This is a genomic window from Brevibacterium iodinum ATCC 49514, assembly GCF_900169265.1.
Lineage (GTDB): Bacteria > Actinomycetota > Actinomycetes > Actinomycetales > Brevibacteriaceae > Brevibacterium > Brevibacterium iodinum.
Genome location: NZ_FXYX01000024.1, coordinates 24360 through 35758 on the forward strand (window position 1 = coordinate 24360; position 11399 = coordinate 35758).

An 11399-nucleotide genomic window follows, 5' to 3' on the forward strand; every position below is an offset into this window, starting at 1 on the left:
GCGGTCAGCGTGCGGCCTCGAGCTGATCGGCGAAGCCGACGGTCTCACCGACATGGGCGACGACCCGGGCCGGGTCGGATCGATAGCTTTCGACCTGGTCGATCAGGGTGGCGGCCGGAACTCCGCGGTCGGAGTAGATGTCGGCGTCTCCGCCCCATTCGGCATCGGCGTCGAACTCGAGCATTTCGACCTCGTCTTCGTCGTCCTCCTCGTCGACAGCGGTCTCGTCCTCCTCGGCGCCGAAGTCCTCTTCGGGTTCGGCGTCATAGGCGTCGGGCCGGGAGTCGAGGAAGTCGGCGAAGATCTCCGCGAACGGGCTCGCTTCGGCCGCAGCGAGATCGGAGAGGAAGACCTTGACTTCGTTGTTCCGGCACAGGCGCACAAGCCCGAACCATTCGTCTTCGTGTTCGATGACGGCCACGGCCTCTCCGTCATCGCCGGCTGCCGAACGCATCATATCGACGAGGTCGTCGAGGTCGTTCGCGTCACGGACGTCGACATCGAGGGCACGGAAGCCATCGCCGGAATCGGCCAGGATCTCAGTGAAGTACGACATGCCTCCATTGTGAACGCTTCGCCCCGCGTTGACCACTGCCGGGGACCCGAACTTCTCCCGTACCATTTGAGGTATGCATCTTCACGTAGCCGACCACCCGCTCATCGCCCACAAACTCACCGCTCTGCGCGATGTGAACACGGATTCCGCTCGCTTCCGACAGCTCACCGAAGAGCTCGTCATGCTGCTGGCCTATGAGGCGACGCGATCGGTGTCCGTCGAGGACAAGGAGATTTCGACTCCGGTGACGACGACCATCGGCACCCGCATCGCCGAACCCCGCCCCGTCGTGGTCCCGATCCTGCGCGCCGGGCTCGGCATGCTCGACGGAATGCTGCGCATCCTCCCCACCGCCGAGGTGGGATTCCTCGGAATGGTCCGCGACGAGACGACCTTCGAGCCCAGCGCCTATGCCGATCGCCTGCCCGATGATCTCACCGGCAGGCAGATCTTCGTCGTCGATCCGATGCTCGCCACCGGCGGCACCCTGGCCATGGCCATCGACTTCCTGCTCGCTCGCGGAGCTCGCGACGTCACCGCCGTGTGCCTCGTCTCCGCCCCCGAGGGCGTCCAGCGCATCGAACGCGACTACAGCGATTCCGCCGAGGTGAAGGTGTACACGGCGGCACTGGATGAGAAGCTCAACGAGAAGGGCTACATCGTGCCCGGACTCGGCGACGCCGGGGACCGGATGTACGGAATCGTCGACTGACGGCACCCGCGGATGACGATTTCGGTCGCCATCCGCGGCGACTGTGGCGTCATATTTCGTCACAGTCGTCTCATTTTCGGGTTTTCCTTTGCGCGGCCGAAGTTATGTGACAAATAATGAAGTCATGACTTCGACGATCCATCAGATGCGAATGCCGGGCGCACATATGTGTATGCCCTGCGTTCGTGGTCGGTGATCGTACTCCCGCTGTCCGGCCTCGAACGAGTTCACTCAAGCAGCGGACTCCTCCAGTCATATCGACCTCATGGTCGAAAGCAAAGGACAGCAATGCCGAATCCAGAACCCGCCTACGTCCACCCCCGCAGTGCAGTGGCCACTCGACGTGCAGGAGCCAGGTTGAGCGCAGTCGACCCACAGAACCCACCGCACACCTACGGACCCGCCGGTGTCGTCCCGTCACCGAAGGCCGCCCGCGGAATCATCGTCTACATCGGACTCGATGAGACCAAGGCCGCGGCCGACGGCACGAACCTCTCCGCAATCGCCGCTGAGCTGCAGGCCTACGCCAAGGAACTCGCCAGCCAGGCCGAGACCCAGGCCGTCATCGCCTTGGCACCGGAAGGCCGCGGCAGCGATATCGACGCCGTGCGAGCCGTGGCCAACGGCTCCCCCGCCGCGACCGGTGCACCGGCGGCGACACACGGCCCCGTGCGTTCGCGCATTCCAAACCGCATCCACCCGCCGGCCCTGCGCGAGGAGGCCGCTCCGGCGGCTCCCGCACCTCGCGGTTTCGGCGGACGGGCCGGCGACGCCTACACCCAGGCCACCGGCGAACGTCTGCGCATCGACATCCCCCGCCGCGAGGTCCGCATCGACGGCGACCTCGTCGATGTCACCACGAAGGAATTCGACCTGCTCGCCACCCTCGTCTCCCATGCCGATGAGACCCTGCCCCGTGAGGACCTCATCACCGCGGTATGGTCCGGCGATGAAGTTCCCGACGAACGCACCGTGGACGTCCACATCCGCCGACTGCGGCGCCGCCTCGGCGAATATGCCTCAGTGGTGCGCACGATGAGGGGTTCGGGGTATCGCTACGACACCCACCCCGATGTGACGGTGTGGAGCGCGACTGCGCGTCGCTGACGTCGCGCGGCTGTGAGCCGCGTCGCAAGTCGCTTCCAGCGTGGGGCCAGACTTCCCGGTTAAGATCGTTGATCGATGAACCAGGCATATTCCTCACCGCGCAGAAGGCACAGCCCCGCGAAGGGCATCACCGCATTGATCTTCGGGATCCTCTATGCGGCATTCCTGCTTCTCCACGATCTGCTGCCGACGCGGATGGGCATCGCGCTCATCCTCGAATCGGTGCTGCCGTGGACGGGAATCTTCCTCGCGCTCGTGCTGCTCATGTTCGTCATCCGCTTCTCGTGGCTCTCGGCCATCGGATTCCTCGTGCCCGCTCTCGTGTGGACGGGAATGTTCGGACCTGCCCTGCTGCCGAACGAGGATTCCGGTGACCCGGACCTGACGGTGGCCACCCACAATGTGGGGGCGAGGATGCCGCAGCCCACGGCTGCCGCGCAGAACATCGTCGACCGTGATCCGGACATCGTCACGATCCAGGAACTCGAATCCCTGTCCGGCAAGATCATCCACAAGGAGCTCGACTCCTCGTTCGAGCATTCGCAGGTCGTCGACACCATCGGCGTGTGGTCGAAGTGGCCGATGTCGGAGCCCGAGGAGGTCGACCTCGGCCTGCAGTGGCCGCGCGCGTTCGCGACCACGATCTCGACCGATCACGGTGACATCCGCTTCTACGCCGTGCATATGCCTTCGGTGCGCCCCGGCCACGAATCGATGCGCAATGCCGCTCTGCGCCGCCTGGCCACGACGGTGGAGACCGATGGTGCCGAACATGTCGTCGTCGCCGGCGACTTCAACACGGCGACGACGGACAACAATATGGAGACCTTGGTGCCGCCGCTGGAGGATACCCGGGAAGCGGCCCGAGGCGGTTTCGGCTTCACCTGGCCCTCCCAGTTCCCCGTCACCCGGCTCGACCATGTTCTCTACCGTGGTTTCGACGCCACCTCCGACGAGGTGCTCGAACGCGGATCGAGCGACCACCGCGCCGTCCTCGCCGGACTCGACCTCAAGTAGTCGAGGTCAGTTCGTGCACTGACCGGTCGGCTGCGGTGTGCGCTCGGCGGCACCGGCGTCGAGTACGTCGGCGATCTCGGCTCGAGTGAGGGCGTAGCCGGTTTCGTCATCGGTGGCGGAGCGGGCGAAGACCATGCCGACGACGTTTCCGTCGGCGTCGATGAGCGGGCCTCCCGAGTTGCCTTCCCTGACGATTCCGCGCAGGGCATAGACTTCCCGGACGACCGACTGCGAGTCGTAGATGTCGAGTCCGCGGGCGTTGATCTTCTCTCGTACTCGAGTCGGTGAGATCGTATAGGGACCGTTCGCCGGGAATCCGACGACGACGGAGTCGTCGCCCGGTCCGAGCCCGTTGCCGAAGTCGAGGGCGGGAGCGTCGAGACCCTGGACCCGGAGCACGGCCACATCGGCTTCGGCGTCGAATTCGACCACCTCGGCGCGGTAGGGCCTGCCCTTGCCGCCGACCTGTACGGCCAACTCCGTGGATCCGGCCACGACGTGGGCGTTGGTGGCGACGAGTCCGTCCTCGTAGACGAAGCCGGAGCCTTCCGAACCGGTGGCGCAGCTGGTGGCCGTCGTCGTGATCTTGACGACAGAGTCCTCGACGCTGCGACCGACCTCGACCATGCCTCCGTCGGGTTCTCCGACTCCGCGGATCTGTTCCGGCTGTCCCGAGAACACCTGGGGGAACCCGGAGGTGCTCAGTCCCTTCGCCAGTCCGCCCAGGGCGTTCTGTGAGGAGTAGGGTATGGTGCGGTCGATCGCGGCGATGACGGAGGAGTCGGCGACCCAGCGATTGGGTTCGACGAGCGGGGTGGTGCGGATGAATCCTGCGGCGAGCCAGATGACGAGGACATAGACGATTCCGGCGGTGATGGTGCCGCCGACGGCGTCGATGCCCTGGCCGAGGTCGGAGTCCATATTGTGCTTGATCCACGCCCCGATGCCGCTGCCGGCGAAGGCGAAGAGCACGCTGAGGACCAACGGCATCGAGGCCAGCAGCATGAGTACGCCTTGGTTGTCCATGACATCAGTGCCGGTGCTCAGCGATTCGACGAGCGGGGAGAGCAGGCGCCCGAGGATCCAGCCGACGATGAAGCCGGCCGCGGTTCCGAGGGCGGTGATGATGCCCTGGCGGAACCCGGCGAAGAGCGCCCCGATACCGAGGACGATGAGGAGGATGTCGAAGATCGTCACCGCTGGAACTTACCGCATCGACTGTTGGGGAGCGGTCTGTTTGGAGGCCGCGAGCAGACGTTCGCGAGCGTCGGCGAACTGCTGGAGTTCGGCCCGTTCGATCTTGCGTTCCTGTTCTCCGCCGATTCCGGCGAGCACGCGCATCCGCGTCGTCGACAGTTTGCCGGAGGTGCGGATCATGGTCTTCATCTCCTCCTTGCCGCCGGGGAATGACTTCGCCCAGTCGCGTCCGTTCTTCCGGCCCTTCCAGGTGCCGAGCATGTCGACCTCGGCGTGGGTGAGCCAACCGGTGTTCGCATAGTCGCCGAGCATGTTCTGAGTGTGCATGCGTTCGCTGCGGCGCAGGATGAGGCCGAGCGCGACCCAGGCGGCGGAGAGGATGGCGCTGAGGACGATGAGGCCGATGATCTGCGGGAGCATTCCGCCCATCACGTCGCGGGTTGCTTGGCCGAGGACACCAAGGAACGTCATCGAGGCGTTCCAGAAGCCGTGCAGGATCATGCCGAGCGCAAGTCCGGGCAGCCACATGAGGATGAGTGACCACCACGGCCATTTGCGGGCGGCGAGGCCGATCGACACACCAGCGCAAGTTGAGAACGCCGTGTGGAGCAGCGGCGATCCGAGGCAGCGCATGGCAAATGTCACTGCCAGTCCCGGAAGCTCGCCGTCGTTCCAACCCTGACCGAGGTAGAGGATGTTCTCGGTGAAGGCGAAGCCCGCACCGATGAGCGAACCGTAGACGAGCCCGTCGAGGGGCCCTTCGAAATAGCGTCGGGCGGCAAGGACGATGACGAGGAGGAGGACGGTCTTCGTCGATTCCTCGAGGATCGGAGCCTGGATGACTGCACCGATGACGTCGGGCACCCCATTGATGCCGATCATATAGAGCGCGATGTCCCCGACGAGTGAGAAGCCGAGGGTGAGGATGACCGAGGCGACGGCACCCCAGAGCAGGCAGATGCCCAAGAGCAGTTTCGGCTGGGGCCTCCAGCGATCGAGCCAGAGCACATAGGCGATGATGCCGAGAAGAGGTATCGCTGCGAGTCCGATGAGACCGAAGAGGCGGACGCCGAAGCTCAGTCCGCCGAGCAGGGCAAGTAGTGCCAGTCCGATGACAAGCCCGACGAGCACAAGGATCGCGGCGACGAGCCGGACGATGTTTCCGGTCGAGTCGGGTTCGGTCTCCGGTTGTGTCTTCCGCACTGCGCCGGTCCAGGGGGTGTCGGTGACGACCTGTTGGGGTGCCTGCATCCCCGCGCGGTTCCGCATCTCCTGGGTCACCGTCGGGGCAAACCGCGGCTGAGCATAGACGCGTGCCTGCGCAGGCGGGGGCGCATACATCACCGGCTGGCCAGGCATGGGTTGGCCAGGCATGGGCTGGCCGGGAACCGGCTGCATCTGAGGCTGCATGGGTCGGCCGGGTGCCGACATCGGCTGTCCCTGCATGGGCGGCTGCTGCGGCCGCGGCTGTTGCGATCCCTCCGGCCGAGGCCGGAACCGATCATGATTCTGCGGCTGACCCTGCTGCGGACGACGCGGCTGCTGCCGAGCGGCCTGGCCCGGTTGCTGCGGCATCTGTCCCTGCGCAGGGGGCATGTTCGGGTTCGGTGGGCCCTGCACTTGGGGCGGCTGCGGTCTCTGGGAACCGGGACCGTTCTGTGCCGACATAGTCTGTCCTTCTGCAATGGGGGAAATTCCGCTCACCTCAGTCTAGAGTCGAAGCCCTCCACAGTAGGCCTCGTCGTGTATCCGTCCGGCAACACTTCAGCCGACTGCCACGTTCTTCAAACAACGTCTCACGCCCCACTCAACCATTTTCGACTGTGGACGGGCGCAGTTTCGTCGACTCGATGTCGGCGGAGGAACCAGACGACAGTGAAAGCTCCACGGGCCATTCGACCGTCGTCCGACGGTCGGCATCGCCCACCACACGCGCCCGGCGCTGCCGTCAATCCCCAGGGCTACTCCCCTCCCTCCATCGACCAGCACCTCGCCCACTCGCACGTCACATCCTGTGGATGCTCAAAGCAGTATCCACAGCCCCTCGAACCTCCCCTAGTGCGACAAGAGGCTCCCCGTGTCGAATCGGTCCATGACTACTCTCAGATTCGCATCGCTGCGCACCGCGCTGCTGCTCACCGTCCTCACAATCGCTTCACTCATCGGGCTGGGACCGGCCATGGCCGCGGGACCGCCGGTCGGCCTCGGCGAGGTTCCGGTGCACACCGCACCCAACGCATACGGACCGGGCATCTGGCACCATGCGAAACAGGGCAAGACCTGGTACGGCTCCTACCGGACCTTCCCTGACACCTCCGCATACTGCATCGATGCGGGGAAGAAGTCTCCGCTGCCGAAGAACTTCAAGAATGCGAAGGCCGACACGGTCACCTCGGCTCGCACAGCGTGGGCACTGCACGAATATGCCGGCTCGACGTCGAAAGATGTGCAGGCCGCGTTGAGCGCGATGGCCCGCCTCGACAAGGCACTCCCCCACGATCACAAGGTGCCGCCACAGAAGCCGGCCGATCTCGGTAAGAAGTTCTCCGGTGCCGCGAAGAAGCACTCGACGATCCTCGCCGAGGCGAAGAAGTTGGCGGGCCCCTACACCCTCGACATCAGCCTCGAGCCGGTCATGCGCATGCCCGTGCTCGAACCCTATGCCGCCCCGGAGTCCGCTTCTTCTCCTGACTCCTGGGCCTCCGACAAAACTGACAAGCCGAAGGTCCTCGGCACTCCCACCGATGAGGCGACGCTGACGGTCTCCCTGCTCAGCGCCTCAGGTGCACAGGTCCCCGACGTTCCCGTCACCCTCAAGTCCACCGGCACGACGAAAGCCCCGACGACCTTGACCACTGGGAAGGAACCCGTGGCCATGACACTGCAGGCGAGCGCCCCCGGCATTCTGTCCGTGACCGCCTCGGCGAAGGTCGCCCCGCAGACCGTGCGCGTCTTCGAACCGACGTCCGGCACGCGGGTACAGCGAGTCATCACCCCGGACACCCCCGATTCAGTCACGGACAAGGCGTCACTGGAACTGAGTTCCCAGCCGAAGGTGACCACGGAGATCTCCGACCAGACACCGACACCGGGTGAGACGGTCACCGACGAATTCACCGTCTCCGGCCTCATCGGCGACCACGCAGTCACCGTCGAACACACCCTGTGGCAGACCGCGACGGCACCGAGACAGGGCATCAAGAACGATGACGCTCGCGAAATCGGATCCGTGACCTCGAAGAACGTCGGCAACGGCACCCACACGTCCGACGAGGTCACCGTGCCCGAGGACTTCCGCGGTTGGCTGTACTTCACCGAGACGATCGCCGGAGACAAGGCGACGAAGGAATGGAAGGGAATCCACGGCCAACCCCGCGAGACCGGATTCGTCCCGTGGACTCCGACAGCCGACACCGAGGCGGTGCTCGAGGGGACATCAACCCACGACGAGGTGGCGGTGACCGGTCTGCGACCGGGTTCCGAAGCCGTGCTCACCATCACCGCCTACCACGTGGAGACGGAACCCAAGCAGTCGGAGGAGCCCGACGGCACCGAATTGTCCGTGCAGGACTTCACCGTCAACGCTGATGAGAAGGGCCGCGTCGAGATCGACACCGAGCCGATCGATATGCCTGTCGGCTGGGTCACCTATGTCACGACGATCGAGGGCAGCGACGTCAACAAGGCGTGGACGAGCGACTGGGGCGTTCCCGCGGAGACCGTGCACCGTCTGCCTGAGGAGAGGCCGAGCAGCCCGCCCGAGGAACCGAGTACACCGCCGTCTCCCCCGGAACAGCCGGAACAGCCGGAACAGCCCGAGGCTCCCGAAACCCCGGAGAAGCCCGAGTCCCCACCGGCCGAACCGGTCGCCGAAACTCCCGTGGCGCCCGAGACTCCGGCGGCCCCGGCACCATCCGGTGAACTGCCCCGCACAGGCACGACAGGCAACGGCATGCTCATTGGCCTGGGAATCGTCCTCCTCGGACTCGGCTCAACGATCCTGCTGATCTCCGGCAGCCGCCGTGACAAGGAGTGAAACACCCTATGAATACACCTCACCCCCAACCGCAGACGCGCGGTCGGGGGTGAGGTGTGCTCAGCCCTGAACCCAGGTCTCGGCCCAGGCGCGGGCGCCGTTCATCATCAGGCCGACATCGGCACCGACGAGGACGAAGGACGCTCCGGCCTCCAGGTACTTCCGTGCCTGGTCGGGGTCGAATGCATTGACTCCGACGGGTTTGCCGGCGGCCTTCACCGCCTCGAACGTCTGCGTCACCGCCTCGGTGACATCCGGATGGGTCTGCTGGCCGAGCAGTCCCATCGATGCGGCCAGGTCGGAGGGTCCGACGAAGATCTGGTCGATTCCGTCGACCGCGGCGATCTCGGCGGCGTTGTCCACCGCGGTCGCCGATTCGATCTGCACGGTCAGGGACACGAACTCATCGGCACGACCCAGGTACCCGTCCACGGCATTCCACCGGGAGGCCCTGGCCAGGGCCGAACCGACCCCGCGCACACCCTTCGGCGGATAATGGACGGCCGCCACAGCCGCCTCGGCGTCGGATTTCGTATCGACCATCGGCACGAGCAGATTCTGCGCGCCGAGGTCGAGGTACTGCTTGATGAGCACCGTGTCGTTGACCGGCACCCGCACGACAGGGGTCGCCGGATAGCCGTTCATCGCACGCAGCAGACTCGTCGTCGTCTCGAGTCCGATCGGGGAATGCTCGGCGTCGATGAGCACCCACTGCATTCCCGAGGCAGCGGCGATCTCGGCGGCCACGGGCGAACCCGAGCACACCCACATCCCGGCCAGGTGCTCGCCGTCGCCGAGGCCGGCCACACGGTCGGCGAAGGTCTGCGGAAGCTCTACTCGAAACGGCATGTGATGACTCCCAGCTCTCCGTAGTCGGCGTGGACGGTGTCGCCGGGATACACCCACATGGGGCGGGTGAACGATCCGGCGAGCACGGTCTCTCCGGCGCGGAGCACATCTCCGTGTTCGGCGAGTTTGTTCGCCAACCACACGATTCCGCGAGCCGGATGGTCGAGCACGGCGGCAGCGACTCCGGAGTCCTCGATCGTCTCATTGCGGTAGAGCAGAGCGTTCACCCGACGCAGGTCGACGGCATCGACAGCGACCGGTCGGCCGCCGAGGACCATCGCACCCAGCGCCGCATTGTCCGAGATGGTGTCGACGATGGTGCGTCCCTCCATCTCGATGCGCGAGGACAGGACCTCGAGTGCGGGGACGACGTATTCGGTTGCTCGCAGCACGTCGAAGAGGCTGACATCGGGTCCGCGCAGTTCCTCACGCAGGACGAAAGCGAGTTCGACCTCGATGCGCACGCCCGAATACTGCGAATGGTCGATCACGGACCCGGTGTCATAGACCTGGTCGGCGAAGATCGCGCCGTAGTCGGGTTCGGTGATCCCGGTGGCCTGCTGCATCGGCTTCGAGGTCAGCCCGATCTTGTGACCATAGAGCCGACGGCCGGCAGCTTCACCACGGCGGCGCCATTCGTTCTGCACCGCATAGGAGTCCTCGACCGTCATGTCCGGATACTTCGCGGTGAGCAGACCGATCTTCTTGCCTGTCCGCTCCGCCTGAGCGAGATCGTCGGCGATGGCCGCGATCGTTGCCTCATCGAGCATGTGGATTCCTTTCAGAGCTGGTTGCCCAGCTTGCACTCAGTCTCATCGGCGCGGGTGTAGGAGAACCCGTCGGCGCCGATCGTCACGGCCATCTCCGAATCATCGGTGCGAGCATGCACGGGCTGCGGGTTGCCGTCGAGGTCGAGGACGAGCGAGGCATCCGTGTACCAGGATGGGACGACCGGATTGCCCCACCAGTCGCGACGCTGATTGTCGTGGACGTCCCAGGTGATGACCGGGTTGTCCGGATCGCCGGTGTAGTAGTCCTGGGTATAGACCTCGACGCGGTGGCCGTCGGGATCGCGCAGGTAGAGGTAGAACGCGTTCGAGACTCCATGACGGCCGGGACCGCGTTCGATCGAGTCGGACCGGCGCATCGCACCGAGCTTGTCGCAGATGGCGAGGATGTTGTGCTTCTCATGCGTGGCGAAGCAGACATGGTGCATGCGCGGTCCGTCGCCGCCGGTCATGGCCGTGTCATGGACGGTCGGTTTGCGGCGCATCCACGCGGCGTAGACGGTGCCTTCCTCATCCTGGATGTCCTCCGTGACGCGGAAGCCGAGGTCCTGCATGTACTTCACCGCGCGCGGCACGTCCGGGGTGACCTGGTTGAAGTGGTCGAGGCGGACGAGCTCGCCGGGGATGTGCAGGTCGTAGCGCCACGACATGCGTTCGACATGATCGGACTGGTAGAAGAACTCGTACGGGAAGCCGAGCGGATCGACGACACGCACGGAATCGCCCACGCCTTTGACGAAGCCCTCGGGGTTGCGACGGACATCGCAGCCGAGTTCGGTGTAGAACGCCACGGCCTTGTCGAGCTCTTCGGGGCTGCGCACCCGGTAGGAGAACGCGGCCACTGCGGCGACCTCACCCTTGCGCAGGACGAGGTTGTGGTGGATGAACTCCTCCGTCGACCGCAGGTACAGCGTGTTCTCGTCCTCTTCGGTGACGTAGAGTCCGAGCACGTCGACGTAGAACTCACGTGACGCGGCGAGGTCGGTGACGACGAGCTCCATATACGCACACCGCAGAATGTCCGGCGGGCTCGCCTGCGGAGTCGTGATCGGATTGTCGGTGGCGATGCCCGTCTCCTGGCTGACGAAATAGCCGGCCGAGGTCCGGGTCATATCGGTGCGTTTGGTCATGGCTGCC

At 65.3% G+C, this 11399-nt stretch carries 10 protein-coding genes; 4 read left to right on the forward strand and 6 right to left on the reverse strand.

What is annotated here, in order from left to right; genetic code table 11:
• Nucleotides 1-4: 4 nt before the first annotated feature.
• On the reverse strand, nucleotides 5-556 hold the full coding sequence (locus BI49514_RS13800; RefSeq protein WP_101547061.1) for a tRNA adenosine deaminase-associated protein: 552 nt from the start codon (nucleotides 554-556) through the stop codon (nucleotides 5-7).
• 73 nt (nucleotides 557-629) lie between these two features.
• On the opposite strand from BI49514_RS13800, the gene upp reads away from it, so the two are divergent.
• From upp to BI49514_RS13815, 3 genes are all read left to right on the forward strand, one after another.
• The gene (gene upp, locus BI49514_RS13805) at nucleotides 630-1268 is read left to right on the forward strand and encodes a uracil phosphoribosyltransferase (RefSeq protein WP_101547062.1); all 639 of its coding nucleotides are present in this window, start codon (nucleotides 630-632) and stop codon (nucleotides 1266-1268) included.
• A gap of 288 nt (nucleotides 1269-1556) precedes the next feature.
• Nucleotides 1557-2375 (forward strand): winged helix-turn-helix transcriptional regulator, encoded by an 819-nt coding sequence (locus BI49514_RS13810; RefSeq protein WP_101547063.1) that lies wholly within the window; start codon nucleotides 1557-1559, stop codon nucleotides 2373-2375.
• Nucleotides 2376-2450: 75 nt separating this feature from the next.
• Nucleotides 2451-3392, forward strand: coding sequence for an endonuclease/exonuclease/phosphatase family protein (locus BI49514_RS13815; RefSeq protein ID WP_101547064.1), 942 nt, complete (start codon nucleotides 2451-2453; stop codon nucleotides 3390-3392).
• 6 nt (nucleotides 3393-3398) lie between these two features.
• Here BI49514_RS13815 and BI49514_RS13820 read toward each other — a convergent pair whose 3' ends face one another.
• Both BI49514_RS13820 and BI49514_RS13825 read right to left on the reverse strand, forming a co-directional pair.
• Nucleotides 3399-4589: a MarP family serine protease gene (locus tag BI49514_RS13820; RefSeq protein WP_101547065.1), complete on the reverse strand. Its 1191-nt coding sequence runs from the start codon at nucleotides 4587-4589 to the stop codon at nucleotides 3399-3401.
• 9 nt (nucleotides 4590-4598) lie between these two features.
• Complete coding sequence (locus BI49514_RS13825) at nucleotides 4599-6020, reverse strand: PrsW family intramembrane metalloprotease (RefSeq protein WP_244195013.1); 1422 nt, start codon at nucleotides 6018-6020, stop codon at nucleotides 4599-4601.
• Nucleotides 6021-6681: 661 nt separating this feature from the next.
• Between BI49514_RS13825 and BI49514_RS13830 the strand changes: the two genes are divergently transcribed.
• Nucleotides 6682-8625, forward strand: a complete 1944-nt coding sequence (locus BI49514_RS13830) for an LPXTG cell wall anchor domain-containing protein (RefSeq protein ID WP_101547066.1) — start codon at nucleotides 6682-6684, stop codon at nucleotides 8623-8625.
• Nucleotides 8626-8685: 60 nt separating this feature from the next.
• Here BI49514_RS13830 and BI49514_RS13835 read toward each other — a convergent pair whose 3' ends face one another.
• From BI49514_RS13835 to hpaD, 3 genes are read right to left on the reverse strand one after another with little or no spacing between them, the layout of a single operon-like run.
• Nucleotides 8686-9474 (reverse strand): HpcH/HpaI aldolase family protein, encoded by a 789-nt coding sequence (locus BI49514_RS13835; protein ID WP_101547067.1) that lies wholly within the window; start codon nucleotides 9472-9474, stop codon nucleotides 8686-8688.
• Nucleotides 9459-10244: a fumarylacetoacetate hydrolase family protein gene (locus BI49514_RS13840; RefSeq protein ID WP_101547068.1), complete on the reverse strand. Its 786-nt coding sequence runs from the start codon at nucleotides 10242-10244 to the stop codon at nucleotides 9459-9461. The genes BI49514_RS13835 and BI49514_RS13840 overlap by 16 nt, the downstream gene beginning before the upstream one ends.
• An 11-nt stretch (nucleotides 10245-10255) precedes the next feature.
• Nucleotides 10256-11392, reverse strand: a complete 1137-nt coding sequence (hpaD, locus tag BI49514_RS13845) for a 3,4-dihydroxyphenylacetate 2,3-dioxygenase (RefSeq protein ID WP_101547069.1) — start codon at nucleotides 11390-11392, stop codon at nucleotides 10256-10258.
• Between the last annotated feature and the right edge of the window lie 7 nt (nucleotides 11393-11399).

Excerpts from the sequence above, each read along its gene's own strand:
- upp (WP_101547062.1), top strand. The coding sequence starts at position 630 with ATGCATCTTCACGTAGCCGACCACCCGCTCATCGCCCACAAACTCACC.
- BI49514_RS13835 (WP_101547067.1), bottom strand. The coding sequence starts at position 9,474 with ATGCCGTTTCGAGTAGAGCTTCCGCAGACCTTCGCCGACCGTGTGGCC.
- BI49514_RS13810 (WP_101547063.1), top strand. The coding sequence starts at position 1,557 with ATGCCGAATCCAGAACCCGCCTACGTCCACCCCCGCAGTGCAGTGGCC.
- BI49514_RS13825 (WP_244195013.1), bottom strand. The coding sequence starts at position 6,020 with ATGTCGGCACCCGGCCGACCCATGCAGCCTCAGATGCAGCCGGTTCCC.
- BI49514_RS13840 (WP_101547068.1), bottom strand. The coding sequence starts at position 10,244 with ATGCTCGATGAGGCAACGATCGCGGCCATCGCCGACGATCTCGCTCAG.
- BI49514_RS13800 (WP_101547061.1), bottom strand. The coding sequence starts at position 556 with ATGTCGTACTTCACTGAGATCCTGGCCGATTCCGGCGATGGCTTCCGT.
- BI49514_RS13815 (WP_101547064.1), top strand. The coding sequence starts at position 2,451 with ATGAACCAGGCATATTCCTCACCGCGCAGAAGGCACAGCCCCGCGAAG.
- BI49514_RS13830 (WP_101547066.1), top strand. The coding sequence starts at position 6,682 with ATGACTACTCTCAGATTCGCATCGCTGCGCACCGCGCTGCTGCTCACC.
- hpaD (WP_101547069.1), bottom strand. The coding sequence starts at position 11,392 with ATGACCAAACGCACCGATATGACCCGGACCTCGGCCGGCTATTTCGTC.